The sequence below is a fragment of the Microbacterium gilvum genome, assembly GCF_039543865.1.
Lineage (GTDB): Bacteria > Actinomycetota > Actinomycetes > Actinomycetales > Microbacteriaceae > Microbacterium > Microbacterium gilvum.
The window spans coordinates 261839-288356 of sequence record NZ_BAABKO010000003.1 but is presented as its reverse complement, the minus strand read 5'-3'; the positions used below and the strand labels follow the sequence as shown (position 1 = coordinate 288356).

At 71.7% G+C, this 26518-nt stretch carries 23 protein-coding genes and 1 tRNA gene; 4 read left to right on the top strand and 20 right to left on the bottom strand.

Annotated elements, in window-relative coordinates:
* The first annotated feature begins 97 nt into the window (after positions 1 to 97).
* On the top strand, positions 98 to 781 hold the full coding sequence (locus tag ABD998_RS10525; RefSeq protein ID WP_345438851.1) for an esterase/lipase family protein: 684 nt from the start codon (positions 98 to 100) through the stop codon (positions 779 to 781).
* A gap of 7 nt (positions 782 to 788) precedes the next feature.
* Here the strand turns inward: ABD998_RS10525 and ABD998_RS10520 are convergent, their stop codons facing one another.
* The 10 genes from ABD998_RS10520 to ABD998_RS10475 all read right to left on the bottom strand — a co-directional run bounded on the left by ABD998_RS10520 (position 789) and on the right by ABD998_RS10475 (position 10089).
* Positions 789 to 1328, bottom strand: a complete 540-nt coding sequence (locus ABD998_RS10520; protein ID WP_345438849.1) for a YaeQ family protein — start codon at positions 1326 to 1328, stop codon at positions 789 to 791.
* Between the two features lie 39 nt (positions 1329 to 1367).
* Complete coding sequence (locus ABD998_RS10515) at positions 1368 to 1667, bottom strand: Dabb family protein (RefSeq protein ID WP_345438847.1); 300 nt, start codon at positions 1665 to 1667, stop codon at positions 1368 to 1370.
* A gap of 4 nt (positions 1668 to 1671) precedes the next feature.
* Entirely contained in the window at positions 1672 to 2604 is a 933-nt protein-coding gene (locus ABD998_RS10510; protein ID WP_345438845.1) for a methyltransferase family protein, read from the bottom strand.
* A 342-nt stretch (positions 2605 to 2946) separates the two neighbouring features.
* Positions 2947 to 3117 (bottom strand): CsbD family protein, encoded by a 171-nt coding sequence (locus ABD998_RS10505; protein ID WP_345438843.1) that lies wholly within the window; start codon positions 3115 to 3117, stop codon positions 2947 to 2949.
* A 101-nt stretch (positions 3118 to 3218) separates the two neighbouring features.
* Complete coding sequence (locus ABD998_RS10500; protein ID WP_345438841.1) at positions 3219 to 3530, bottom strand: DUF7882 family protein; 312 nt, start codon at positions 3528 to 3530, stop codon at positions 3219 to 3221.
* A 70-nt stretch (positions 3531 to 3600) separates the two neighbouring features.
* A complete protein-coding gene (locus ABD998_RS10495; protein ID WP_345438839.1) occupies positions 3601 to 4047 on the bottom strand; it encodes a PPC domain-containing DNA-binding protein in 447 nt (148 codons plus the stop codon).
* A 147-nt stretch (positions 4048 to 4194) separates the two neighbouring features.
* Positions 4195 to 4641 (bottom strand): hypothetical protein, encoded by a 447-nt coding sequence (locus tag ABD998_RS10490; RefSeq protein WP_345438837.1) that lies wholly within the window; start codon positions 4639 to 4641, stop codon positions 4195 to 4197.
* Positions 4642 to 4832: 191 nt separating this feature from the next.
* A complete protein-coding gene (locus tag ABD998_RS10485; protein WP_345438835.1) occupies positions 4833 to 5708 on the bottom strand; it encodes a class C sortase in 876 nt (291 codons plus the stop codon).
* A gap of 58 nt (positions 5709 to 5766) precedes the next feature.
* A complete protein-coding gene (locus ABD998_RS10480) occupies positions 5767 to 7128 on the bottom strand; it encodes a SpaH/EbpB family LPXTG-anchored major pilin (protein WP_345438833.1) in 1362 nt (453 codons plus the stop codon).
* Between the two features lie 159 nt (positions 7129 to 7287).
* The gene (locus ABD998_RS10475) at positions 7288 to 10089 is read right to left on the bottom strand and encodes a prealbumin-like fold domain-containing protein (protein WP_345438831.1); all 2802 of its coding nucleotides are present in this window, start codon (positions 10087 to 10089) and stop codon (positions 7288 to 7290) included.
* Between the two features lie 841 nt (positions 10090 to 10930).
* Between ABD998_RS10475 and ABD998_RS10470 the strand changes: the two genes are divergently transcribed.
* Entirely contained in the window at positions 10931 to 12919 is a 1989-nt protein-coding gene (locus tag ABD998_RS10470; protein ID WP_345438829.1) for an HNH endonuclease signature motif containing protein, read from the top strand.
* 230 nt (positions 12920 to 13149) lie between these two features.
* On the opposite strand, the gene ABD998_RS10465 is transcribed toward ABD998_RS10470, so the two are convergent.
* The gene (locus ABD998_RS10465) at positions 13150 to 13491 is read right to left on the bottom strand and encodes a winged helix-turn-helix transcriptional regulator (RefSeq protein ID WP_345438827.1); all 342 of its coding nucleotides are present in this window, start codon (positions 13489 to 13491) and stop codon (positions 13150 to 13152) included.
* A gap of 120 nt (positions 13492 to 13611) precedes the next feature.
* Between ABD998_RS10465 and ABD998_RS10460 the strand changes: the two genes are divergently transcribed.
* Positions 13612 to 14022, top strand: a complete 411-nt coding sequence (locus tag ABD998_RS10460) for a RidA family protein (RefSeq protein WP_345438825.1) — start codon at positions 13612 to 13614, stop codon at positions 14020 to 14022.
* A 92-nt stretch (positions 14023 to 14114) separates the two neighbouring features.
* Here the strand turns inward: ABD998_RS10460 and ABD998_RS10455 are convergent.
* From ABD998_RS10455 to ABD998_RS10440, 4 genes are all read right to left on the bottom strand, one after another.
* A tRNA-Ser gene (locus tag ABD998_RS10455) sits at positions 14115 to 14205 on the bottom strand.
* A 27-nt stretch (positions 14206 to 14232) separates the two neighbouring features.
* Positions 14233 to 15291: an alpha-hydroxy acid oxidase gene (locus ABD998_RS10450; protein WP_345438824.1), complete on the bottom strand. Its 1059-nt coding sequence runs from the start codon at positions 15289 to 15291 to the stop codon at positions 14233 to 14235.
* Positions 15292 to 15316: 25 nt separating this feature from the next.
* Positions 15317 to 17464, bottom strand: coding sequence for an alpha-galactosidase (locus ABD998_RS10445; RefSeq protein WP_345438822.1), 2148 nt, complete (start codon positions 17462 to 17464; stop codon positions 15317 to 15319).
* A gap of 78 nt (positions 17465 to 17542) precedes the next feature.
* Positions 17543 to 18673, bottom strand: coding sequence for an ROK family transcriptional regulator (locus tag ABD998_RS10440; RefSeq protein ID WP_345438820.1), 1131 nt, complete (start codon positions 18671 to 18673; stop codon positions 17543 to 17545).
* A gap of 84 nt (positions 18674 to 18757) precedes the next feature.
* On the opposite strand from ABD998_RS10440, the gene ABD998_RS10435 reads away from it, so the two are divergent.
* The gene (locus ABD998_RS10435) at positions 18758 to 20851 is read left to right on the top strand and encodes a glycoside hydrolase family 36 protein (protein ID WP_345438818.1); all 2094 of its coding nucleotides are present in this window, start codon (positions 18758 to 18760) and stop codon (positions 20849 to 20851) included.
* Between the two features lie 37 nt (positions 20852 to 20888).
* Here the strand turns inward: ABD998_RS10435 and ABD998_RS10430 are convergent, their stop codons facing one another.
* The 5 genes from ABD998_RS10430 to ABD998_RS10410 are packed head-to-tail and all read right to left on the bottom strand — an operon-like array spanning position 20889 to position 26382.
* Complete coding sequence (locus tag ABD998_RS10430; RefSeq protein ID WP_345438816.1) at positions 20889 to 21776, bottom strand: ABC transporter ATP-binding protein; 888 nt, start codon at positions 21774 to 21776, stop codon at positions 20889 to 20891.
* Positions 21773 to 22636: an ABC transporter ATP-binding protein gene (locus tag ABD998_RS10425; RefSeq protein ID WP_345438814.1), complete on the bottom strand. Its 864-nt coding sequence runs from the start codon at positions 22634 to 22636 to the stop codon at positions 21773 to 21775. The genes ABD998_RS10430 and ABD998_RS10425 overlap by 4 nt, the downstream gene beginning before the upstream one ends.
* Entirely contained in the window at positions 22633 to 23646 is a 1014-nt protein-coding gene (locus ABD998_RS10420; RefSeq protein ID WP_345438812.1) for an ABC transporter permease, read from the bottom strand. Before ABD998_RS10420 ends, ABD998_RS10425 begins: the two co-directional genes overlap by 4 nt.
* Before the next feature lie 5 nt (positions 23647 to 23651).
* Positions 23652 to 24641, bottom strand: a complete 990-nt coding sequence (locus ABD998_RS10415; protein ID WP_345438810.1) for an ABC transporter permease — start codon at positions 24639 to 24641, stop codon at positions 23652 to 23654.
* 37 nt (positions 24642 to 24678) lie between these two features.
* Positions 24679 to 26382, bottom strand: coding sequence for an ABC transporter substrate-binding protein (locus tag ABD998_RS10410; RefSeq protein WP_345438808.1), 1704 nt, complete (start codon positions 26380 to 26382; stop codon positions 24679 to 24681).
* Positions 26383 to 26518: the final 136 nt, after the last annotated feature.

Genomic DNA, 26518 nt, shown 5'->3' with positions numbered 1-26518 from the left:
TCGCCGATCGCTGCCTCCACCGTAGGTCATCCCACATGCGGCAGGCGGCATGTCAAGCCGGAGCGGCGATGACGCCCGCCGGGATAGCGTGGCGGGCATGATCCGGCCGCATGACCTCGCCGACTGGGCGGCCGACTACGCCTACGCCGTGCGGCGGCAGGCGTCGTCGCTGCTCCCGGGCGCGGGCGCCGACGCCTACCGGGACGGCTACCGCGCACCCGTGGTGGTCGTGCCCGGCGTCTACGAGTCGTGGCGGTTCCTCCGCCCGCTCATCCGCGCCGTGCATGCGCACGGCCATCCGGTGCACGTCGTCGACCCGCTCCGCAGCAACCGCGTGCCGGTCGCGGCGGGCGCGCGGCTCGTGGGCGAGCGGATCGCGGAGCGCGGGCTCATGGGGGCCGTGCTGCTCGCGCACAGCAAAGGAGGGCTCGTCGGCAAGCACGCGATGTCGTTCGGGCCGGTCGCCGACCGCATCGCGGGGATGGTCGCCGTCGCCGCGCCGTTCGGCGGTTCCCGCTACGCCCGGCTGTTCCTCACGCGCACGCTGCGGGCGTTCTCACCGCGCGATGCGACGATCCGCCGATTGGGAGGGGCGCTCGCGGCGAACGAGCGGATCGTGTCGATCTCCGCGCGGTTCGATCCGCACATCCCCGAAGGAAGCGTGATGCCGGGAGCGCGCAACGTCGTGCTCGACCGCGGCGGGCACTTCCGCATCCTGGCCGACCCTGCGGTGCTGCGCGAGGTGCTCGACCTCGGCGCGCGCGCAGCGGCGCACGCATGAGACGAGGTCAAGGCAGCGCGTGCTCGTGGACGGCCGTGGAGAGGCTCGCGCCGTTCAGCTCGAGGTAGAGGTGACCCTCCGTCACCGATACCGTGAGGGCGTTGCGCCGCTCGATGAGCGCGGCGGCCGCGTCGACGAACCCCGCGTCGAAGCTGCGCAGCACGATGGCGTCGGAACGGTGGATGGTCTTCCCCTCCCATGACGCGAGGAGCTTCACCGGGTCGCGGTGCGTGTACACCCGGGTGCGGCCGCCGAGCTTGCTCGCATAGTGGAGCCGTTCCGCGTCGGGGGCTCCCACCTCGATCCAGGCGGCCACCGCGCCCGTCAGGTCGCGGACGACGACCGCAGGCTCGTCGGTCGACGAGATCCCCTCGCCGAAGCGGATGCCCTCCTCGTACTCGAGGCAGTAGGCGAGCACGCGCGTCACCATGTAGGCGTCGGTCTCGGAGGGATGCCGCGCGGCACGCAGCGCCAGCTCGTCGTAGACGCCGCGGTCGACATCGGCCAGCTGCACCGTGAAGGTGTGGATCATCGCGCCGATCGCCATGGCATCCGAGCCTACCGGCGTCGGGACCGCGACCCCGCCTCAGGGCCGGTCGACGAAGTCGTACTCCTGGAAGGCCTCCACCTCGGTCGCCCACCGCGTCGCGACGAACTCGCGGTGCAGCGGATGGGCGTCGTAGGCGTCGTACGCGTCCTGATCGTCGAACAGCATCGAGAACTGCCAGTCGAGGTCGCTCTTCGCGCTCACCTGCCGGCGCACCGTGAAGTCGCGCACCCCTGCGATGACCGTGAGCGTCTCGCGCGCCGTGTCGAGGAAGAGCGCCTCCTCGGGCGATCCGGCGGGGTGGCTGAGACGGAAGACGACGGTGTGCAGGATGGCCATCCCCTCATCCTCGCAGGCGCGGCACCCAGCACGGCACGCGATCGCGATACGCGCGGAAGGCGTCGCCGAACCGCGCCTCCAGATCGGCTTCCTCGAGCGGGCGCACGGCGGCGTTCCACACGAGCGAGCCGGCGAGCGCATAGGCCACGGCCATCCACGACCCGATGAGCAGGCCGACGGCCGCGCCCTGCGCGATGCCCGCCAGCGCCATCGGGTTGCGCACGAACCGGTAGGGGCCGGCGATGACGAGGCGTCGGGCCGTCGCCGAGGGGAGGGGCGTTCCTGCACCGCGCGAGGACATCGTCCACCCCGACCACGCACCGAGGGCGCTCGCGACCACGAGGAGCACGCCGCCAGCCACCCGGAGCGGGACGGGGAACGCCACGTCCAGCCCCCAGCGCCGCTCGATCCACAGGATGGCGAGAGGCGCGACCACGAGGAACAGCCCCCAGAACCCGACGATCTGCCGCGCCGTACGCGCACGGTGCACGCGCCGCGTCGCCTCGCGCGCGACCCGGATGGCGAACGGTCCTACGAGGATCCGCTCGGCGGGCAGCCGCCCCGTGAGGACGAGCGCAGCCGCGGCGAGGGAGCCCGCTGCAGACGCGACCATGAGCAGCGCGCCCCATCCTGCGGCCTGCGAGGCCGTGGCGTAGACGGCCATGCCTGCGGCGACGAGCACGGTCCACGCGGCGGCGGCGACGACGGCGGGACGCCACGCGCATGCGGCGAGCACGGAGGCCACGACGAACAGCGGCACGTCGAAGGCGGCCATCGACACAGCGTCGATCCCTCCGAGCGTCGCCCGGCGGATCGGCGGCATCGTGAACACGGCCGCCCACCACGCAGCCCCGGCGACGGCCTGGAACGCGAAATACGCGCGGCCGTGGCTCGCCGTCAGGCGGGCGACGCCGCGTGCGGGTCGGACGCTCGCCATGAGGCGAGCCTAGACGGGCCGCCGGTCGGGAGAGTGCGGCGGGCGCCTCGGGCGCGCCCGCCGCTCCCGGGATCGCCGTCAGGGCACGGGCGAACTCGGGACCGCATCGGCAGAGGGGGAGGTGTGCCGAGCGGATTCCATCCTGCCGCGGGCGAAAGTCACTCGAGGCGGCTCGGGGTGGGTGCGGGTCACCCAGGAGAAGGCGGGGCGGGAGGCGCCGGCACCTCCACCGCCCCGCCCGACGACGGCCCGGACCACCGCACCGTCGTCGCTGCGAGGGGGCGCGTGCAACCCGCGCTCACCGCCCGCAGGCCGGTGGCCCCGGCGAGCCGGGGCTCCGGGTCAGTTGAAGGCGTCCTTGACGTCGTCTCCGGCCTTCTTGAGCTTCGCCTTCGTCTGGTCGGCGTGGCCCTCGGCCTCCAGCTTCTCGTCGTCGGTCGCCTTGCCGGCGGCCTCCTTCGCCTTGCCGCCGAGGTCTTCGGCTGCGTGCCTGATCTTGTCGTCGAGTCCCATGGATGCTCCTTCCGTTGACGTGGCATCCACGATGCCTCGCCCCGGGCCGTCCGCGGAGGGGGTTGGCAGGAGCGCGGCGATCGGTTATCGCCGCGCTCCCGTCACACGGCGACGGCCTCGGGCGTGAGGACGACTCCGCCGAGCTGGTTGGCCTCGTCGGTCATGCCGACGATCCACCGCATGTTGAGCTCCGGCGGCTCCGGCTCGTCGAAGTCGAACCGCAGGGGGATGGCCGGATGCACCCAGATCGTGGTGCGTCCCGTGGGCCCGCTGCCGCAGGGGTGGGTCCAGGAGACCGCGAAGCTCTCCTGTCTGCGGAGCTTCGAGATGATGACGACTTTCAGATGGGAGAGGGCCCGATCGTCGATGCTGATTCGCGCTCCCCCGCCGTTTCCGTATGTGAGAGTGCCCATGATCCCGACGGTACGCCGGATGCCCGCCGACATCCTGCCCTTGACAGGGGCAGGGGGCTTCGGGGCGGGGCTAGGAGAAGTGCAGCGCGTTGATCCCGAAGCCGGGCAGCGGGCGGAGCACGAAATCGGGCCCGACCGCCTCCTGCACGACCACCTCGACGGTGTAGTGGACCTCGGCGGCGAGCAGATGGCCGGAGTAGGCCGCCCCGCCCTGCTCCTTGACGCCCGCCGCGATGTGGAGGTGGACGGAGGGGCGGCCATCCGCCAGCCCGATGGACCCCGACCCGACGCCCTCGAGGTAGGTCACCTCGACCTGCTGCGGGAGCGGGGGCTCCGGGTCGGCGACGGGCTCGGTCGCCGCGATGAGCCGCGCGCTGCGGAACGCGCCGAAGAACTCCACCGTCGCGGCACGGACCCCGATGCGCTCCGCCCACGCGGAGACGGTGCCGACGAGCTCCTCGCCGGGCTCGAGGACGAGCACCCACCGGCGCCCGGCGACGATCTGCGCTGACCGCACGTCAGGCCGCCTCGGAGCGGGACGCCCGCGTCGGGAGGATCGCGATATCGGCCATGCGACCAGCCTAGGTGTCACGGAGGGATGGGCCGGGACGACGAAGCCGACGGCCCCGCTCGAGGGCGGGACCGTCGGCTTCGTCGGTGGCGATCAGGCGCCGCAGACCTCGGTGAGCTCGGTGGAGGCGTCCGTGAGCTCAGTGGTCGTGGCGGTCATCGCCTCCGTCGCCTCGGTGAGGGCGTCGACGTCGGAGGTGTCGATCGACGCCATGTCCTGCAGCTGGGTCGTGAGGTCGCTGAACGCGCCGGCGAACTTCTCGTAGACGGGCTTCACCTCGTCGTTGGTGATGTCCTCGCCGAGGCTCGAGATCTCCTCGTCGACGGACGCGATGAGCTCGTCGATGGCGTCGGCGTCACCCGACAGGGCGGCGCTCTGCAGCTCGGCGCCCTGCGCGTTGAGCTCCTCGGTGCCGTTCGTGAGGATGTCGCACGCGTCGGCGACCGACTGGCCGCCGGCCGAGCAGCCGGCGAGGACCGGGAACAGGGCGAGGGCCGCGACGGCGGCCATGGTCGTGGTGCGTGCGGTGCGGATGGGCATGTGATTCTCCTGTCGTCGGAACGAGACGGGCCGCCCATGCCGCGCAGCGCAGCGCGCGCACGACGTCCCCCCTTCCTCGACCGTATCCCACCGCGGTCCGCAGACGCGGGGTCGCAGTACCCGTTGCGGTGCCCGCGTGGTCATGCTCTTCTCCGGCAGCACGCGCAGCCCGGACGGGGCGGGGCGGGGGCTCAGCGCCGCCGCATCGCCGAAGCGAGGTATCCCGTCGTCCCCACGAGCACGGCGCAGTAGGCGACGAGCCACCAGGGCACCGGCCAGGCGTCCGGCGTCACGGCCTCGGGGATCTCCGTCGCGTCGATGCGCTCGGCCGTCACGAGGATGCGGTGGCTGTTCACCCCGAGGGGCGTGCAGGTGACGAGCGTGAGCAGGTCGCTGCCCGCGACGGGGCGCAGCGCGTCGACATCCGTCGGGAGCACCACCTGCACCTCGGTGACGCGATACGCGAGCGTCTCGCCGTACACGTCAATCTCGATGACGTCGCCGTCGTCCATCTCATCGAGGCGCGTGAAGAGCGTCGCCTCGGTGAGTCCCCTGTGGCCCGTGAGCACGGTGTGCGAGCCCGCCCCGCCGATGGGCAGCGACGTCCCCTGCAGGTGTCCGACGCCTTGGCGCAGGACGTCGGCCGCGGTGCCGTGGTAGATCGGCAGGTCCACGTCGATCGACGGGATCCGGATGCGGGCCATCGTGCCGTCGCCCGCATCGAGGAGCGACCAGTACGGGTCGTCGGCGTCGATGACCGTCTCCTCCGTGATCGCGCCGAACGGGTCGGGGATGGCCCCGCCTCGGAGCAGATCGTTGTACTCCTCGGCGTCGGCGAGTCGGTCGGCCCTGTCCTCGGGGGCGAGGGCGCTCACCGCCTCCGTGTAGCGGTCGCCCGCCGCGGCCTGGATGCGGTCGGAGAACCAGGATGCCGCGGCGGGATACAGCATGGTGGCGCTGCCCAGCAGCACGAGGAGGGCGATGAGCACGGCCGACCACCGGTGCCGTCGGCGCGCCCGCGCGAGCGAGGCGCGCGTCGGGGCGACGGCGGTGCGGCTCGTGCTCATGGCTCCCTCTCGTGGCGGAGGGGCCGCCCGTGCGGACGGCCCCTCGGATGGCGTCGCGTCAGGCCGCGGCGCGGGCGCTCCGGCGTCGCACCAGGGCGATGCCGACGGCGAGCAGCACGGCCGCGAGGCCGCCGCCGATGAACAGGCTCGGACCGGCGCCGCCCGTGAGCGGCAGCTGGAACGGCGGGACCTGCTCGTTGGCGACCGAGATGGTCGTGCTCGCGGTGCCGCCCTCGACGACCGTCACCGCGATGGGGTCGGCGTCGAGCACGTAGCCGAGCGGGGCGACCGTCTCGACGAGCGTGTAGTCGCCTGCCTTGAGGTCCACCGTCGCGAGACCGTTCTCATCCGTGACGATGTGCGCGACGACCTCGCCGGCCGCGTTGATCACGTCGAACTCGGCGCCCGCGAGCGTGAGGCTCGTGTCGTCGGCGGAGTGCTTGAGCACCTGCAGGCTGCCCCACGAGGTCTTCACGGGCACCGACTCCTGGCCGTGGTCGTGGTTCGGGTCATTGACGAACACCGTCGCGCTGTTCTCGATCGCGCCGTCGCCGAGCGCGTTGATCGTCGTGTCGAGCACGATCGTGACGGCAGCACCGGCGACCGTCTCGAGCTTGTCGAGGCCGCTGGCCGTGAACGAGACGGCGAAGGACGGCCCCGGCGTGATCGTGTAGTCGGCGGGGTCGAGGACGAGGCCGTCGACCGCGACCGTGGCGCCGACGTAGGTCAGCCGCGGGTCGAGGGTGTCGGTGATCTCGTAGTGCGTGAGGCTCTGACCGTCGACGGCGGCAGGCACGGTGGCCGTGATCGTCCAGCCGATGTGGTCGCCGATGACGTACGCGTCGGAGTCGTCGACGGTCTTCGTCGGCGCCTCGGTGACGGTGTTCTTCGGGTAGACGTGCACGTCGTACAGCCAGTCCCCGTCCACGGCGAGCGGGATGGTGACGAGGAACGGCGCACCGGTGATCGTGACGCCGTTATCGCCCGTGTCGGTCTCCGACACGAGGTAGAGGCCGACCGGCAGGTCGCCGAACACGGCGTCGCCCGCGGCGTCCGTGGTCTGCGACTGCGCGGCTCCGAGCGTGTGGTCGGCCTGCACGGAGGCGGCCGTCAGCCCGTCGATGTCCTGCCAGTCGGCGGGGTCGGTCAGGTCGATGTCGGTGACCTGCTGCACTGTGAACGTGACGCCGGCGAGCGGCGTGAGCCCGGTCGTGTCGACCTGGGTGCCGTCGTTCGGCAGGCCCGTCGCGACGTCGGGCTGGGCGAACTTGTGCACGCTGATCGAGCCGGTCGCGTCGGGGTCGATGTTCTGCGCGGCGCTCGCGGGTGCGACGGCGCCGAGCGCGAGCACGGCGCCGAGCGCCGCCGCGCCGACGGCCGCTGCGAGGCTCCGCAGGCGGCGAGGAGGATGTCCGGACATGGTGCCCGTTCCTTTCGTGGAGAGGGTGGTGAGGTCGTATCGGATGGCGGTGGTGCCGCCGGATGGCGGTTCCGCCGGATGGCGGTGGCCGACCCGCGAGCGCGGTCGGTCGGGGCTGCCGCGCGCGCGGCAGAGCGGACGGAGGCCGGCGGGAGCCGGTCACTCCCCCGATGACGCGCGCCGTCGCAGGACGACGACGAGCCCGATGAGGAGCCCCGCCGCGACGATGCCGCCGCCCGCGAGGAGGTAGGGGGTGGATCCGGCTCCGCCTGTGAGCGGCAGGGTCGGCACGGCGACGTCGCGGTTCACGAAACGGTAGATCTCGTGCGCGCCGCGGGCGACCGTGGCCGTGCCGTCGGATTCGACCCAGTTCGCGGGGTCGTCGAGCGACGCGGGGTCGTCGGGATCGCCCGTGAAGCGCTCGATCGCGATCTGGACGTACGTGCCCTCGTAGGCGGGCGCCGAGGGGTCGTCGATCTCGGCCAGGTCGTAGGCCGCGTCGCGGTCGACGACCATGGTGTTGGCGGCTGTCGGCTCGTCGTCGCCGTCGACCGTGAGCGGCTCGGCGTCGGCGGCCTGCGCGGTGAGGTCCCACGCCGACGGCTCGGCCGTGCCGCCGTTCGGCGACTCGACGATCTTCAGGACCGTGAGGCTGCTGACGCACTCGACGGTGTTGACGACGGCGACCGTCTGCTGCCCCGCCCGGATGGCGACGTCGACGGCGAGTGGCTGCTCTGCGTCGATCGACGCCCCCGACGCGATGGCGCTCTGCACCGTGCACCCGGCGAGCGCGTGGTCGATCGTCGTGGTCTCGTCGAGCGACACGACGTCGCCCGCGGCGAGGCCCGTCGTCTCGGCGCCCCAGGGCGTGGCGACGGGGCCGTCGCCCGCGTCGACGGTCAGCTGTGCCGAGAGTCCGTCGGGCTGGTCGCCGTCGGCGAAGGTCTCGCCGTCGACGACCCAGGTCTTGGTCACGATGAGGCTCGCCTCGGCCGGCTCGTTGACGATGACGCACTCGAGCGCCTGCCCGGCGGCGGTCGCGGGCACGGTCAGCTCTCCGGTCGCGCCGTCGCCCTCCGCGACAGTCGCACCGCTCTGGTCGGTGCAGCTCCACGTCGACGTGTACTGGTCGAGCGCGGAGGCCGCTCCTGCGGCCATCCTCTCGGAGAACGTGTAGGTGGCACCCGGGTCGACGTCGACGGCCTCGATCCGCTGCGGCTGCTCGCCCACGGCGCTCCCGCTCGTCGTGGCGGCGCCGATCTCGGCGCCCTGTGCGCCGGCGAGGGAGAGGACGAACTGGTCGTCCTCGTGCACGCGGGCGACGACATCCTTCACGATCGTGAGCTCAGCGGGCCGCGCGTCGTTGGCGAACGTGCAGTCGATCGCCGCGGTGCCGATCCCCGAGGGCACGGCGATCGTGCCGGATGACCCGGTGCCGGTCGAGAGCGTCGTCTGCACGCCCGTGACGCGATCGGTGCGCACGCACGTCCAGGTGCTCGCGTAGGCGGCGAGCGCCGAGCCGGAGCCGGATGCCATCGCCTCGCGGAACGCGTAGGTCGATCCCGGCGTCACGACCACGGGACCGGCTGCCTGCGGCTGGACCCCGTTCGCCTGGCCGCTCGTGGTGGCGCTCGCAAGGGTCGACGAGCCCTGCGCCGCAGTGAGGACGAACTGGTCGGCGGCGACCGCGCGTCCGCCGACGACATCCTTGTGGACGGTGAGCGTCGGTCGGGGGCTGTTGGAGAAGGTGCACGTGATCGGCAGTCCCGACTGCGACGACGCGATCGTGAGCGTGCCGCTCGCGCCGCTTCCTGTCGCGAGCGTCTGCGTCGAGCCGGCGAGCGTCGTGACGGTGCAGGTCCACGACGACGCGTACCGCGCGAGAGGCGTCGTCGAGCCGGACGCCATCGTCTCGGAGAAGGTGTAGGTCGTGCCGACGGTCACGGGCACGGGCCCTGCAGACTCGGCCTGGACCCCGTTGGCCGACCCTGTCGTCGTCGCCGAGGTGATCGACGTGGAGCCGGCGGCGATGCCGAGCGTGAACTGGTCGCTCGCGGCGGAGCGCGCGACGACGTCCTTCTTGACGGTGAGCGTCGGCGGCGTCGCGCAGCTCGAGAGGTCGGTGCTCGACGTGCCGTTCACGGTGAGGCCGGTCGTGACCGTCGCGAGGTACTGCCAGGTCGAGGGATTGTAGCGCACCATGGTCGTGCCGTTGGAGAGCAGGATGTTGCCGTCGGTGTCGAAGGCCACGCCGTTGACGGACGTGATGCGCGACGACACGTCGCCCGAGTTCAAGCGCGTGGCGGTGAGGGTGCGGGTGGCGGAGGGCGTCGCGACGGCGGTCGCGATCGTCGCGGACGTGATCGTGAAGATCGTCGTCGAGGTCGTCGATCCGACGACGTAGAGGTTGCCCTGCGCGTCGAACGCCATGTCGCCGTTGAGGGATCCCGTGATGCCGGTGTCGAAGCCGCCGAGCGCCTGGTAGGCGGCGGTGGTGGGGTTGAAGCTGTAGAGCTGGAAACGGCCGTTGTTGAAGAGGCCGAACATGAACAGCCCTGTGGCGGGGTCGACGGCGCCCGCGACCACCTGGTACGACGACTGGTTGGTCGTCATTCCGCCCGTGGCTCCCGAGCCGTCGGCCCAGGTCCAGACGCCGGTCGACGCGGTGTAGACCATGGCGCGGACACGGTGCTGACCGCCCACCGTCCAGCGCTGCAGGGCGTACGCCCTCGATCCGTCGGAGACGATGCCGAGGCCGTTGGCCTCGTCGATGCCGGTCTTCGTCTGGCTTCCCACCGTCCACGTGAGAGAGCCGGGCGTCGCGACCTGCGTGATCGTGCCCGTGGACGACACGGACTGGAGCGCGCCGTTGGCGCGCAGCGAGTAGCTCGTGCCCGACGAGCACACGAGGTTGGCGGCGGCGGATGCCGGCGCCTGCGGTACGACGACGAGCAGCGTCACCAGCAGTGCGAACGCGGCGATGGCTGCCGCGACCCGTCCCCAGACGAGATCGTGAAAATGGCACGACAATTTACGCCCTCCCCTCCCCAGAACAAGGCGACGTGGGCCGCCGCGTGCCCCTCGGGTGGGGCGGATCGACGACCTCGGCCGAAGCTACCTGCGGAATAACGGCAATAGCAAATTCACGAGTCAAATTCACCCGGTATTCCGCAATGGCGGAAAACTTCTTCTCGTTTGCGAGAATTCTTTCTCGACTCGCGTAATGGAAGGGGGTTTCCGGAGTCCTGGAGACGTGACGGTCGCGGGTCGGCGGCCTCGACGGAGGGGCCTGCGGCGGGCTTCCATCGACCCGCGGTCGCCGTGCGGGTGAAGAGCGACGACCGCGATACGCTCGCGCGCGGCCCAGCTGGCGCGTGCGCCCGCGGCGCTTCTGGTCGTCGAACGAGCCGAGCGTCACGGCCCTGCCTTTCCGCTCGATCCCGTACTGCCCATCCGGTCGTCGAGCGAGCGGAGGGGCCGAGGCACAGCGACCCCGCATCCCGCCCCATCGGGTCGCTCGCTCGTCGTTTCAGCGGGCGGAAACGTCGCGGCCGAGCCTTCCCTCGGTCTCCGGCCTCGCCCCATCCGGTCGTTGAGCGAGCGGAGCGAGTCGAACGTCGTGACCGTCCCTCTGGATGCCGCCTCGTCTCGCCTCATCCGGTCGATGAGCGGGCGGAGCGAACTGACACGCCGTGACCTCGCCCTCCCGTGCGGCCATTTCGTGACCGTTCCGTGACCTTCTCGAGTGTGGATGCTCTCGTTCGGGTGTTCGAATGTCGGTGGCCGGTTGGATGATGGATGTATGGCATCACGGAAGCCGCGGTTCGTGGATGGCTCGTCGTGGGAGGCGACGCCGGCGGAGACGCGCACGCTCCGGAATGTGCGGGACCTCGTCTTGGAACTGCGCGCGGACAGGGCCCGACTGGACGGGCTGGAGGCGGGCGCGTTCGCCGCGGCCGCGCAGGTCGCGGACGCGCAGACCGCCCGCTGCGGGGACGCGTCCGAGTACGCGTTCCCGTGGCGGTCGATCGCGCTCGAACTCGCGACCGCCCTGCATCTGTCCCCCGGTGAGGTGGAGGCCCGTCTCCGGCACGACCATGTGTTGACGCACCGGTTCCCTCTTGTAGCGGGTGCCTTGTCGGGTCAGGTAATCACGCGGCGTCAGGCGGACATCATCCGAGAGCACGGAGAACCCCTCCCCGACCAGGTTGTCGAGGAGTACTCGCGTCGGTCGGTGACCTACGCCGAGGATGCGACACCGGGGCAGGTGCGGGTGTTCGTGAAACGCCTCGCCGCGCAGCTCGACCCCGCACCCCTCCCCGAGCGGCACCGGCGTGCCATCGACCGACGCGGCACTCGGGTGCGGGTCCTCGGAGACGGGCTGGCGGAGTTCGTCCTCACCGACGAAGTCATGAAAGTCGCCGCCATCCACGACCGACTCACCGCGATCGCGAAACCCATCGCGGCAGAGGAGAAGCGGATCGCGACCGAGGAACGGAAGCGGCGCGACGCGGAGGAGAAGCAACGGCGTGACGCGGCGGGTGCCAGTGCCGGTATGGGCGCGGCCGGGTCTGCGGGTGCGGTGAACCGCATCGTGCGGAACGCGTTCGGCATGTGGGTCAACGGCGACGGCGTCGCTGTCGACGCCAACGGATACGCCACCCACCCCGACGCCCGCCCCGGCACCGGCACCGGCGCGGATAGGACGACGTATCCGCGCGGGGGCTCTGCCGTGATGCCCGGCACCTCATCACCACGAGACACCGCCCGCAGCAACACCCACGGTCCCGCCACTGATCGCGACGCCCACCCCGACGATGCCGGCCCCACGAATGGCGACCGTCGCATCGTCCGTTCTCCCCTGCCGGGGTGTTCGATGGTCCGGGAGCGCACCGAGGTGTTCCACGACGGCACCTGGTACCCGTATGACCCCGCCCTCCCTCTGAAGCCGACGGATGAGCAGATCGCCGCGTCGGTCGAACGGACCCGGGATGCGCGGTCGCGGGATCAGATCCGCGCCGACCTCGCCACCGACCTCCTCCTCACCGGAGCACCCACCTCTCAAACAGTCGACGGCAGTGCCGAGAAGGCCGCCGCCATCCGCGGCACCGTCGCCGTCGTGATCCCCGCGACCTCGCTCGCCGGACTCGACGACGGGCCGGCGATGCTCGCCGGGTACGGGCCCCTGCCCGCGGATGTCGCACGCCGATTCGCGCGCGACGCCCCCGGATGGGAACGGGTGTTCCAGAACCCCGACACCGGCGCGTTGGTCACCGTCGACCACTACACCCCCACGGCCGCGATCCGCAGGCTCATCAACCTCCGCGACGACACCTGCCGTGCCCCCGGATGCCCCCAACCCGCCCACCGGTGCGAGAAAGACCACACCACCGAATGGGAACGCGGCGGACCCACCTGCGCCGGGAACCTCTCCGCGTTGTGCACACCCCACCACCAGCTCCGACATCACTCGCCGTGGCGCATCGCGCAGCCCGAACCGGGGGTGATCGTGTGGACCAGCCCCCTCGGCTACGAGTACGTCACCGACCCGCCACCCCAGGTCGCGCATACCGCCGCGCACGCACCGCTCCCACCCGACCTGGGCATGCCGGAGTGGGAATACGCACCCGTGACCCAGGCGGACCTCGACGACGCGTGGTGGTGGGAGTACGAGAACGGCCTCACCGACCAACCCCCACCCGGATGGGACCACCCCGACCCCGCCACCATCACCACAGCCACCGGAGAAGCGCCACCCGGAGGACCCCTGTCCGGAGACGCCGACCTCTGATCACCCGCGCACGGATCAGCTCTCCAGAGCGGCCGCCTCCAGATCGGCCGCCTCCGGAGCAGCTGTCTCCAGAGCAGCCGCCGTCGTCCCACGCGCGATGAGCCACGACAGCACCAGGTCAGTCGGCGGAGTCGAAACCGTCCAGGTCAGACATCGAGGCCTAAGTGGCCCAGGTCAGACATCGCGGCCCAAGCGGCCCAGGTCAGACATCGAGGTCGAAGCGGTCCCGCTCAGTCAGCGAGGTCGAAGCGATCTCGTGCCGCCTCGATCTCGGAGAGATGCGCGTCAGCCCAGGCGACGAGCACATCCACCGGGTGGCGCAGCGTCTTCCCGAGGGGAGTGATCCGATACTCGGCGATGAGTGGCCGGGTGCGGATGATCACCCGTTCGACGATGCCGTTGCGTTCCAGCCGCCGCAGCGTCGCCGTGAGCGACTTCTGCGTCACCGGCGGGATCGCGCGGCGGAGCGCGTTGAACCGCGCCGGCCCTTCGCAGAGTTCGTTGAGGACGGCCAGCGACCACTTGTCGAGCACCTGGTCGAGAAGCTCCCGATGCGGTGCAGCGATCTGCACCTCGGCTGGGTGCACGACCGGTGCGGACGGAGTATCGGGCATGAAACCTGGTCTCGTTGAAGTTTCCGGGATCGCCTAGGTATACAGATGATACCTACTCGCCGACCAGAGGAGATCCTCATGACCGTCACCCGCATCGCCCCCGAGGACATGACCCAGAACGTCCCGTATGCGCACGTCGCCGTCGGCACGGGAACCCGCCACGTCCACGTCGCCGGTCAGGTGGCGCGCACACGGGACGGGGCGCCCGTGGCGCCGGGCGATCTGGCCGGCCAGATCGCCCACGCACTGCGCAACACGCACCGGGGTCTGCGCAGCGCCGGAGCCGGTTTCCACGACGTCGTCCGCCTCACCTTCTACGTCACCGGCTGGAGCCCCGAGAAGATGGGCGACTTCATGGCCGGCCTGGCGCAGGTGTCGGATGAGATCGGCCTCGGGCTGCCGCTGCCGCCCGCGTCGCTCATCGGCGTGGACTATCTCTTCGAGCCCGACATCCTCGTCGAGGTGGAGGCGACGGCCGTGCTCGACTGACGCCCGCCAATCCCGCACGGCACAGCCGCCCGCCCGGCTCCGCAAGCCGCCCCGCAGAACGACGAAACCCCCTCTCAAGGAGGGGGTTTCTCTGGCGGTGACGGTGGGATTTGAACCCACGGTAGGGGGTTACCCTACACAACTTTTCGAGAGTTGCACCTTCGGCCGCTCGGACACGTCACCGCCGACAAGCTTAGGACAACTCCGCCGTCAGCGCGAATCGGGCGCCTGCCGGCGCGGCACCCGGGCGAGTCGCAGCGCGTGCGCCTCATCGGCCGACGAGACCCCCGACTGCGCCATGGCCGTCCGCAGCTCCTCCGCGAGGCCGTCGAGCAGCGCGCCGACCCCCTCCGCACCGCCCGCGGCGAGCGCCCACCACACCGGCCTTCCGACGAACACGGCACGCGCGCCGAGCGCGAGCGCGGCGAGCGCGTGCCGCCCGTCGCGAATGCCGCCGTCGACGTACACCTCGGCATCGGCCCCGACCGCATCGACCACCTCGCAGAGCGCGTCGGGCACGAGCACCGATCCCGCCATCCGCCTGTGGCCGTGCGTCGACACGAGGACACCCGCCGCCCCCGCATCCACCGCCCGGCGCGCATCGTCGCCCCGCAGCACGCCCTTCACGACGACGGGCAGGCCCGTCGCCTCGCGCAGCCGCGCGATCTCGTCGAGCCCCGGAGCGGTCGTCGGGCGCCCCTCGATGCGGGCGCGCTCATCCGCCGTGAGGTTCGCGAGCCGCGCACGCGCCCTCCCCTCCGGCCAGTTCACCGGCTCGACGTGCGCCGGAACACGCAGAGCCGTGAGCTCGACGGTCAGCAGGATGGCCGACGCGCCCGCCGAGGCCGCCCGCTCGGCGAGAACGTACGTCAGCTCCCGCTCGGCGAGCACGTACGTCTGGAACCACCACGGCGCCCCCTGCTCCGCGATGCGCGCGAACGGGATGGCCGTGTTCGTCGAGACGCCGAGCAGCGACCCCGATGACGCGACCGCACGCCCGGTGGCCGCCTCGCCATCCGGATGTGCCGCCACCTGCTGCGCCATGGGCGCGACGAGCAGCGGATGGTCGACCGACGTCCCGAGCACCGTCGTCGCGAGCGTCGGGCCCGCCCCGCCCCTCAGCGCCGTCGGCCGCAGCTCGACGGCGTCCCAGCGGCCCGCCTCGGCCTCGGCGACGCCGTCCGCCGTCGCGGCGACGTAGTCGACCACGTGCGAGGGGATCCGCCGCGCCGCACGGCGCCGCAGCATCTCGATCTCGGCGCGGCTCATGCGGCGAGCGTACGCCGGGCGCGCCTCACAGCGCCTCCGCCTCGAGCACGAGCGCCGAGGCCGGAGCGAGCAGCGGCGTGCGCACCCCGACGGTCTCCAGCAGAGCACCGCGCAGCGTCGCCTCGCCCTCGGCGACCCACGGCACCGGCACGACGTCGAGGAACCGCGCGGCCGTCAGCTCCCGCACGACGCGCACGCGGTAGGTCAGCGCGGGGTCGAGCCCCGGCAGCCGCACCGCGGGCGGCACGGCCCACTCCCCCGTCCGCTCGCGGGTGAGACGGTAGAGCCCGTGCCGTCGGTCATCCGAGACGGCACCCGTGAGCACTGTGCCCTCGTCGGCCGTCGCCCGGTGCAGCAGCCGGCCCGTGTGCATGAGCGGCCGCAGCCGCTTGTACGCGGCGATCCACGCGGCCAGCTCGCTCCGCTCCTCCGCGCCGAACCGCGTGATGTCGGTCTCGATCCCCGCGGAGGCGAACAGCGTCGCGGCCATCCGGAACCGCAGCTCCGTGACGCGATCGGTCGTGTGCGCGCGAGCGGGGCCGACGTGGCTCCCGATCAGCTCGGGCGGAAGGAGCGCCTCCGTCCACCGCTGGATGCGCGTCCGCTCGAGCGGGTCGTTCGTGTCGGATGCCCACACGCGGTCGGTGCGCGCGAGGATCCCGAGGTCGACCCTCGCCCCGCCAGAAGAGCACGACTCGATCTCGACGACCGGATGGCGACGGCGCAGCTCGTCGAGGAGGGCGTAGACAGCGCGCGTCTGCGCGTCGACGCCCGCCCGCCCCGCGTGCACCGCCTCGAGCAGATCGCGGTTGTGATCCCACTTGAGGTACTCGATCGGGTACTCCGTCAGCAGGGCGTCGAGCCGGTCGAGCACCCACGCCGACGCCTCCGGCCGCGCGAGGTCGAGCACGTGCTGCTGGCGCCAGGTGCGCGTCGCGCGATCGGATGGCGCGAGCAGCCAGTCGGGATGCGCACGCGCCAGCTCGGAGTCGGGGCTCGCCATCTCGGGCTCCACCCACAGGCCGAACCCCATCCCGCGCTCCTGCACGTGCGCGACGAGCGCGTGCAGGCCGTCTGGCCACACGTCGGGGTCGACGGCCCAGTCTCCGAGGCCCGCGTCGTCGCTGCGGCGTCCGAGGAACCATCCGTCGTCGAGGACGAACCGCTCGACGCCGACCTCCGCCGCGGCGTCGGCGAGGCGCACGAGCGGTTCCAGGGTGTGGTCGAAGTAGACCGCCTCCCACGTGTTGAGCACGACGGGCCGCGGCGAGCGCGGATGAGCCTCGCGCGCCCGGAGCGAGCGATGGAACCGATCGGAGACGCCGTCGAGCCCGGCGTCGCTCCACGCGAACCACGCCGTCGGCGCCGTGAACGAGTCGCCGGGGCCGAGCACGACCTCGCCCACGCGCAGCAGCTCACCCGCGCCCAGCACGCTGCGCCCCTCCGGCAACCGGTCGACGCGGAACACGGCATCGCCGCTCCACGCGAGGTGCACGGCCCACAGCTCGCCCGACGCGTCGCCGAATCCCGGCGTCCCGAGCACCGTCAGCAGCGGCGCATCGTGCCCCGTCCGGCCCCGCCGCGACTCGCGCGCCGTCGACCCCATCACGGCGGCCCGGCGCTGGGGTGCGCGCTCGCGCGTCCACCGCCCGCCGAAGTCGAGCAGCTCGTCCGCCCGCGCCGGCACGGGCAGCGTCGCGTCGAGCGCCGCGAGAGCCACGTCGCCGTCCCCCGCGTTCTCCACGCGGTGGTCGACGTGCAGGATGCCCGCGGCGTCGAACCGCAGCGAGCTCTCGAGCCGCAGCCCGCCGTCCTCCGCCGAGAGCGTGAAGCCGTGCTCGTCCTGCGAGACGGCGACGACGCGCCATCCCGGCAGCAGCGGAGCCCCGTCGAGCGAGCCCGCGATCCCGGGCCGCCCCTCCCACCCGTCGCGCTCGGTCGGGAGGATCGTGAGCGGCCACGGCACGTCGAGCGCGCTCGCCGACACCTGCCGCGCCGACGCGGCGTCGAGCGCCGCCAGGGCCTCCGCATCGACGGCACCGGGATCGGCGCCCCAGTGGAGCACCTCGGGCAGCTCCTCGCCGCGGAACGCCACGACGAGCGCCGCCCCGCCCGCGCGGAAGAGCTCCGTGGTGCGCGGCGGTGCCGCCACGGCGGTGGGGATCAGGGTCATGCGGTCCTCCGTCTCGACGACATCGTCGAAGACAGATTCCCCCGCGGCGGGCTAGTTTGTCAACTTCTGAAACAAAGATCAGGCCAGGAGGGTGCGGATGGCGAGCCCCGCCCCCGCACGCGCCCATTCCGAGAAGTCCCACGTGCGCACGTCGAGATCGACCTCGGCGGCGTCCTTGTCGAGGCGCTCCGCGAGCGAGCGGCGCACGGCGTCGTCGGCGAACTCGAACACGGCGATGCCGTCGCCCGTCACGACGACCTTCTGCGGGTCGACCAGGTTGACGACGGTCGCGATGAGCACGCCGAGCGCGCGGCCGGCGTCCTCGAAGGCGGCGAGCGCGATGGCGTCTCCCGCCCGTGCGGCCGACACGACATCGTCGTAGTCGGCGCCCGGCTGCCGGTAGGCGTTCACGATCGACGCGTTCACGAGCATGCTCGACGCGCAGCCGCGGTGCCTCAGGCCGCAGTGCGGCCCCGCCTCGTCGACGATGAGGTGGCTGATCTGCCCTGAGCGGGCGTGCGCCCCCTCGAGCGGGCGGCCGTTGGCGACGAGGCCGCAGCCGATCCCGACGCCGACCGTGATGAGCGCCATGTCGTCGATGCCCGCGCCCGCGCCGAACCAGTGCTCGGTGGCCGTGAGCGCCTGCACGTCGTTCTCCACGGCGCACGGCAGGCCCGTCGCCTCGCGCACGAGCGCACCGAGCGGCACGTCGGTCCAGTCGAGGAAGGCCGAGCGCTGCACGAGCGCGCCGTCGCGCGTCTGCACGACCTGGCCGGCGATCGCGATGCCCACGGAGACGAGCGAGGGGTGCTCCGCGGCGAACATACGGGCGACATCCGCGATCTCGGCGACGACGTCGGCGACCTCGCGAGACGGCAGCGCCCGCTCGAGCGAGGCGACGGGCTGCGCGCGCAGGTCGGTCACGACGGCGTAGAGCGTGTCGCCCGTGAGCTTGACGCCGAGGAAGTGGCGTGCGGACGCGCGCAGCTGCAGCATCTCGGACGGGCGGCCCGTCTGGGCCATGAGCCGCGTCTCGCCCTCCGCGAGGAGGCCCTCGTCGACGAGGGAGCGCGTGATGCGCGTGAGACTCGCGCGCGAGAGGTGCAGGCGGCGGGCGATCTCGGCGCGCGGCAGCTCCCCGTGGATGAGCACCTCGAGGAGGGCCGCGCGCATGGCGGGTGAGAGCTCGTCGATCGCGATGTTTGTCACTCTCCTGAACATAGTCTCTTGTGCCCGCTCTCGAGCGCTGAGAGGATCACCATATCTTTCCGCGATCAGCGAGGATCCCACCCCATGACGACCGTCATCTGGCACGCCCCGCGCGTCGCCCTCACCCTGTCCGCCCCGGCCGACGGCCCCGTCTCGGTGCTATCGCTCCGGCCTGCCGACGCCGCCGAGCCGGAGCCGCTCCTGCCGGAGGCCCACGGCGAGCAGCCCCTCGTCGAGCTCACGGCGTTCGGCCACGGCAGGTTCCCCGGCAGCTTCCGCCACGTCGACACGATCATCGGCCGCGCCCTGCGCTACGTGTCGCACGAGGAGCTGCCCGGCGAGCTGCGCGTCGTGCAGGAGGACGCGAGCCGGGGCCTGCGCGTCGTGAGCGTCTTCCAGGCCGCGGACGCTCCGGCCATCCGCACCTGGACGGAGGTGACGGCCGCGGACGACCTCGTCCTCGACGCCGTCTCGACGTTCGCGACGGGGTCGTTCCTCGCCGACGCGGGCCTCGGCTCGGTCGACGGGCTCGTCGTCGCGCACGCCGACAACGACTGGATCGCGGAGAGCCGCTGGCAGGTGGAGCCGCTGCGCACCGCGGGCCTCGTCGACGTGCGCCGCGCAGCCCACCACCACCAGCCGCCTCGCACGCGCCTCGTGCTCGGCAACCGGGGCTCGTGGTCGAGCGGCGAGAAGGCGCCCACGGCTGCCCTCGCCGCCGTGCACGGCGGCTACGCCCTCGCGTGGCAGGTCGAGCACAACGGGCCATGGCTCGCCGAGCTCGGCGAGAACGGGCGCGGCGCGTACCTGCTGCTGAGCGGGCCGACCGATCAGGAGCACCAGTGGAGCGTCCGCCTGCGCGGCGGGGAGACGTTCCGCACGGTGCCCGCGTCGATCGCGGTCGCCACGGGCGGAGTCGAAGAGGCGCTGCAGGCGCTCACGGAGCAGCGCCGCGCCATCCGGCTGCCGCGCGGAGCCGACGACGCGCTGCCGATCGTCTTCAACGACTACATGAACACGCTCATGGGCGACCCCACGACCGAGAAGCTCCGGCCGCTCGTCGACGCGGCGGCGGATGCCGGCGCCGACGCGTTCTGCATCGACGCCGGATGGTACGCCGACGGCCACTGGTGGGACGGCGTCGGCGCGTGGGAGCCGTCGGAGCGGCGCTTCCCCGGCGGCCTCGCCGAGGCGACGGGGTACATCCGCTCCCGCGGCATGACGCCGGGGCTCTGGCTCGAGCCGGAGGTCGTCGGCGTGCGGTCTCCGCTCGCGCGGACCCTCCCCGACGAGGCGTTCTTCTCGCGCGGCGGCGTGCGGATCGCCGAGCACGGGCGCCATCTGCTCGACCTCCGCCATCCCACCGCCCGCGCCCATCTCGACGCCGTCGTCGACCGCCTCGTCTCCGAGTACGGCGTGGGCTTCCTCAAGATGGACGAGAACACGATGACGGGTCCGGGAAGCGACCGCGACGGCCTCGCGCCGGGGCACGGCCTGCTCGAGCACGCCAGGGCCCTCCTCGACTGGATCGACGGCGTGCAGGAGCGCCATCCGCACCTCCTCGTCGAGAACTGCGCGTCCGGCGCCATGCGCATGGACTACGCCATGCTCTCGCGCCTGCACCTGCAGTCGACCTCCGACCAGCAGGATCCCATCCGCTACGCCACGATCGCGGCCGCCGCTCCGGCGTCGATCCTCCCCGAGCAGGCCGGAAACTGGGCGTACCCGCAGACGGGCATGAGCGACGAGCTGCGCACGTTCTGCCTCGTGAACGGCATTCTCGGCCGCCTGTACCTCTCGGGCTACCTCAACCGGATGGCGCCGCACGAGGTGGACGCCGTCCGCGAGGCGCTCGACGCCCACCGCGCCGTGCTCCGCGACGTCCGCGGCCGTCTGCCGATCTGGCCGCTCGGGCTCCCCGCCTGGGAGGACGAGTGGACCTCCCTCGGCCTGCAGATGGGCGGCCACGCCTACGTCTCGGTGTGGCGGAGGGATGGCGCGGACTCCGCGCGCCTGTCGCTCGCGTGGGCGCGGGGCCGCGCGCTCGAGGTCCGGCCGTTCTTCCCCGCGACCGCCGGCGGATGGTCGTGGTCGTGGGACGCGGACGCCGGCGAGCTCGAGATCACGGCGCCGGCCGACGAGCCGTCGGCGCGCGTGCTCGAGCTGCGGGCGGGATGACGCCGGGGCGCCCGGGCATCCGGGCGCCCCCGCATCCTCAGGCCGCCGCGGCGGCCTTCGCGCTCTCCCACTCTCCCGTGAAGTGGTTGAAGCACACCGTGTTGTCGAGCGTGGCGCGGTCGGGCGGCGCCTCGCCGCTCACGACCTTGCCGATGCGCTCCGGATCGGGCGCCGCCATCGCGAGCAGTCGCGTGTAGTCGTGATGCGGATCGAGGATGACGGCGTCGGACGGCCCCCGCTCGACGACGCGCCCCTTGTAGAGCACGAGGATCTCGTCGGAGAAGTGGCGCGCCGTGGCGAGGTCGTGCGTGATGTAGAGCACGGCGAGGTCGTCCTCGCGCTGCAGCCTGCCCAGCAGGTTCAGCACGCCGAGCCGGATGGAGACGTCGAGCATCGACACCGGCTCGTCGGCGAGCACGACCTGCGCACCCGGCGCGAGCGCTCGCGCGATCGCGACGCGCTGCCGCTGCCCGCCCGACAGCTCGTGCGGCCGGCGCGACGCGAACGACGCGTCGAGGTTCACGCGCTCGAGCATCTCGACGACGCGCTCGTGCGTCTCGTCGGCGCCGCGCGTGCGCTTGTGGATGCGCAGCGGACGGGCGATGTGGTGCTCGATCGAGTGGAACGGGTTGAGCGACGCGAACGGATCCTGGAAGACCATCTGCACGTGGCGGCGGTACTCCGCCGGCGGTACGGGGCGCCCGTCGTCGTGCGTCACCTCGATGACGCCCGATGTCGGCGTCTCGAGCTTCGAGAGGATGCGCGCGATCGTCGACTTGCCCGACCCCGACTCGCCGACGAGCGCGACGGTGCGGCCCGGCACGAGGTCGAACGACACCCCGCCCACGGCACGGAAGCGGCTGCGGCGCAGGCCGTCGCGCACGCTGAACTCCTTGACGAGATCCTTCACGCGGACGCCGGTCATGCCCGCACCTCCGCGTGGTCGATGCCGGATCGGATGAACGCGCCGCGCGAGCCGCTGAGGCTCGGGAACGAGCCGAGCAGCTTGCGCGTGTACTCATGGTGCGGGTCGCGGTACATGTCGTCGGCCTCGCGCAGCTCGACGATCTCGCCGCGCAGCATGACGGCGATGCGGTCGCTGATCTCGAGCAGCAGCGGCAGGTCGTGCGTGATGAAGATCACGGCGAAGCCGAGCTCGTCGCGCAGGCGCACGATCTCGCGCAGGATGTCGCGCTGCACGACGACGTCGAGCGCCGTCGTGGGCTCGTCCATGATCATGACCTGCGGCTCGAGGATCATCGCCATCGCGATCATGACGCGCTGGCGCATGCCGCCCGACAGCTCGTGCGGGTACGACGCGAGCCGCGACGGGTCGACGCCGACGCGGCGCAGCACGTCGGCGGCGCGCTCGCGCCGCTCGGCCTTCGCCATCTTCGGCCGGTGAGCCTGCAGCACGTCCTCCAGCTGCGCGCGCACGGTCAGCACGGGGTTCAGGGCGTTCATGGCACCCTGGAACACCATCGAGAGCTTCGACCAGCGGAACGCGCGCAGGCGCTCGTCGCCGAGCGAGAGCAGGTCGACGTCGTCGCCGTCGCGGTCGTGGAAGACGATGCGCCCGCTCGCGATGCGCGCCGGCGGCTTGTGCAGGCGGTTCACGGCGTAGGCGAGGGTCGTCTTGCCGCACCCCGACTCGCCGGCGAGGCCGAGGATCTCGCCCGCGCCGAGCGTGAACGTCGCCCCCTTCACGGCCGTGACGGGCTGCTCGACCTCGTAGACGACCGAGAGGTCGTCGACGGTGAGCACGGGGCGTTTCGTCGCGCTCATGCGGCGCGCTCCTTCCTGCGCGCCTCGCGGCGCGCACGGCGCTCGCGGCGCGCGTGCAAGCGCACGTTCTTGAGCTTGGGGTTGATGATCTCGTCGATCGAGAAGTTCACGAGCGAGAGGCCCATCCCGAACAGCGCGATGATGAGCCCGGGCGGCACGAACCACCACCACGCGCCGAGCGACAGCGCGAAGCCGTTCTGCGCGTAGAAGAGCATCGTGCCGAGCGTCGACGAGTTCGACGCCCCGAGGCCGAGGAACGACAGCCCCGCCTCCCCGAGGATCGCGGCGATGACGGCGAAGACGAACTGCGAGGCGAGGACGGGCAGGAGGTTCGGGAGGATCTCGACGGCGATGACGCGCCACGCGCGCTCGCCAGCGACCTTCGACGCCGAGACGTAGTCGCGGCTGCGGATGGACAGCGTCTGCGCGCGCAGCACGCGCGCCGACCCTGCCCAGCTCGTGATCGCGAGGACGACCGCGATGGTCCAGAGCCCGCGCGCCTCGGCGGGCACGAACCCCGAGATCACGATGACGAGCGGGAGGCCGGGGATGACGAGGAAGACGTTCGAGAACAGCGAGAACGCCTCGTCCGCGAACCCGCCGATGTAGGCGCCGAGGATGCCGAAGAAGGCCGACAGCACGGTCGCGAGCACGCCGACGATGAGGCCGATCTCGAGGGACCCGCGCGTCGCGAAGGCGAGCTGGGCGAAGACGTCCTGGCCCGTCTGCGTCGTGCCGAGGAGGAACTCGGCGCTCGGCGGCGTGAGCCCGATGCTGCGGATGGCCGCGGGATCGCTCACGAAGAGCGGCCCGAGCAGGCCGAACAGGGTGATGCCGCCGATGAGCGCGAGTCCGAGCGCGAGCCACGGCGTCATGGTGGGCAGCATCTGCCGGATCGCCGAGCGCGAGCGCTGCGCGCGGGCGGCGCGCTGCTCGCGCGCCGTGCGCGTCACGATGGTCTCGGTGGCGTCGGCGACCGACGGCTCCGTGGTGGGGGCGATGTTGGTCATGGCGATCAGCTCCGTGCCCGCGTGCGGGGGTCGATGAGGCCGTAGAACAGGTCGACGACGAGGTTGGCCCCCAGCACGGCGAGGGTGATGAAGAGGAACAGCCCCTGCATGAGCGCGTAGTCGTTGTTCGTCACGGCCGACAGCAGCTTCGATCCGATGCCGGGGTACGAGAACACCTGCTCGGTGACGACCGAGCCGGACACGACGAAGCCGAGCGAGATCGCGAAGCCCGCGATGGACGGCAGAACGGCGTTGCGCGCCGCGTAGCCGCGCAGGATGCGGCCGTCGGAGAGCCCCTTGGCGTGCGCCGTCAGGATGTAGTCCTCCGACAGCGTCGACACCATCATGTTGCGCATGCCGAGCAGCCACCCGCCGAGCGAGGCGATGACGATCGTGAGCGCCGGCAGGAATCCGTAGTAGAGGGCGGAGCCGATGAACTCGGCGTTCCAGCCCGGGTTCAGGACGACGTCGTACCCGCCCTGCGAGGGGAACAGACCCAGGATGGTCGCGAACAGGTAGACGAGGATGAGCGCGAGCCAGAAGTACGGGACGGCGGCGAGCAGCGTCGTCGCCGGCACGAGCGAGTCGAGCCACGTGCCCGGCTTCCATCCGACGACGGCGCCGAGCCCGACGCCGATGAGGAAGGACAGCACGGTGGCGATCCCGATGAGGGCGATCGTCCAGGGCAGGGACGTGCCGATCACCTCCGTCACCGGTGCCGGGAAGTACGTGACCGACACGCCCAGGTCGCCGCGCAGCACGTTGAGCAGGTAGCTGCCGTACTGCACGATGAGCGGATCGGACGTGTTGCCGCCGAGGAGGAGCTCGTAGGCCGCCCGGGTCTCGGCGTTCACCGTGCCGCCGCGCTGCTGGAGCTTGGCGAGCAGGATGTCGACCGGGTTGCCCGGCAGCAGCCGGGGGATCAGGAAGTTGAGCGTCAGCGCCGCCCACAGGGCGACGAGGTAGAAGCCCAGCTTCCGCAGGTAGTAGTTCACGCTGTCGATCCCTTCACGCGCTCCTCCTCGGCCACGCTCACTCGCCCGTCGGCTCGAGCGCCTTGAACACCTGGGCGTTGTCGGGCGATGCCCAGATCGCCGGGAAGGCGTACAGGTCGTCCTCCGTCGGCCATCCGGTGAACTTCTCGGCGTTGAACTCGCTCGTCGTCCCTCCCGTGAGGATCGGGATGTACGGCATGTCCTCGACGATCGCCGCCTGGATGATGTCGAACTGCTCCTGCCGCGTGGCGGTGTCCTCGGGGTTCGTCGCCTTCAGCACGGCGAGCGCCTCGTCGACGGCGGGGTCGCTGAACCGCGAGACGTTGACGGGGGCGGCCTCCCCCACGGGAGCGGTGTTCGCGGAGGAGAAGAAGTTGTTGTACAGGTAGTACGGGTCGGATGCCGCGCCCTGGCCGAGCGAGTCGATCGCGAGCTGGTAGGTGCCCTTGCTCTTCTTGTCCGTCCACTCGTTCCACGACGACTGCGACGCCGTCACGCCGATCCCGACGGCCTTCAGCTGCTGCGACATGGTGTCGATCGCCGTGATGTAGTCGGTCCAGCCGGTGACGACCTCGATCGTGAGGTTCAGCGCGACGCCGTCCTTGGCGTAGATGCCGTCGGCGCCCTTCTCGTAGCCGGCGCCCGTGAGGATCTCGTCGACCTTCGCCGCATCGGCCGTCTCCGGCACCGTGGTCTCGTCGATGTCGTCCGAGATGAACTGCTCCTGCGCGGGCAGCAGCGCGAACGTCGGCGACATGTCGCTCGCCGTGTTCTGGAACGCGAGGGAGTTCACCTGCTCGCGGTCGAGCGCGTAGTAGATCGCCTGGCGCACGGCGGGGTCGGTCTGCGGCCCCTCGCACCCGAGATCGGCGTTCGAGCACGTGAGGAGCGCCATCTGGTTCTGGCCGATCGTGATGGCGTCGTAGCCGGGGTAGTTCTCCGACACGTTCTGGATGTCGGGCACGGGGCCGGTCTGCCAGTCGATCGTCCCGGCGGCGAGCGCGTCGGCGCCCGCGGTATTGCCCGAGAGCGAGAGGTACCGCACGTTCTCGACGGCGGGGGCGCCGTCCCAGTAGTCCTCGTTCGCCGTGAGGGTGAACGCCTGCGGCTTGAAGTCGGCGAGCAGGTACGGGCCGGTGCCGACGGGCTCCGCCATGACCTCGGCGGTGGGGTCGATGCCGTTCCAGATGTGCTCGGGCACGATGAAGGTCTTGCCGAGGAGCTCGGGGCCGGTCACGAACGCGGGCTCGTCGAAGGTGATCGTGACGTGCGTGGCGTCGACCTTGGCGGGCGTCCCCGCGAAGCCGCCCGTGTTGAGGGCCGGGTTGTCGAGGATCATCTGGAACGTGAAGACGACGTCGTCGGCGTCGAACGCCTCCCCGTCCGACCACGTGACGCCCTCGCGGAGGGTGATGTCGAGCTGCGTGCCGTCGTCGTTCCACGCGTACTCCGTGGCGAGCAGGGGCACGTACGGGTCGGTGTTGACGTTGGTCACGAAGAAGAGCGATTCGTAGATCGTGCCGAGCCCGCCGATCTTCGTGGGCGAGTAGGGGTTGAAGTTGATCTGGTAGTCGCCCGACTGGCCCGTGTAGGCGACGAGCGTGGTCGCGTCGCTCGAGCCCGTCGAGGCGCTCGTGCCGCCGCCTGCGGGGGCGCAGGCGGTGAGGGCGAGGCCGATGGCGGCGACGCCTGCGGAGATGGCGACGGAGGCGCGTCGTCCGCGTGCTGTGCGAAGAAACATCGTTGTCCTTTCCTCACGCCGGGGGAAGACCGTCGGCGTTGACGAACCCGGAGGGGGCTGCTGCCATTGTTACGCACTGAAACGAACTCGGTCAAGCAGTTTCCGTATCCGCGGAACAAACTCGTGGGAGCGCTGC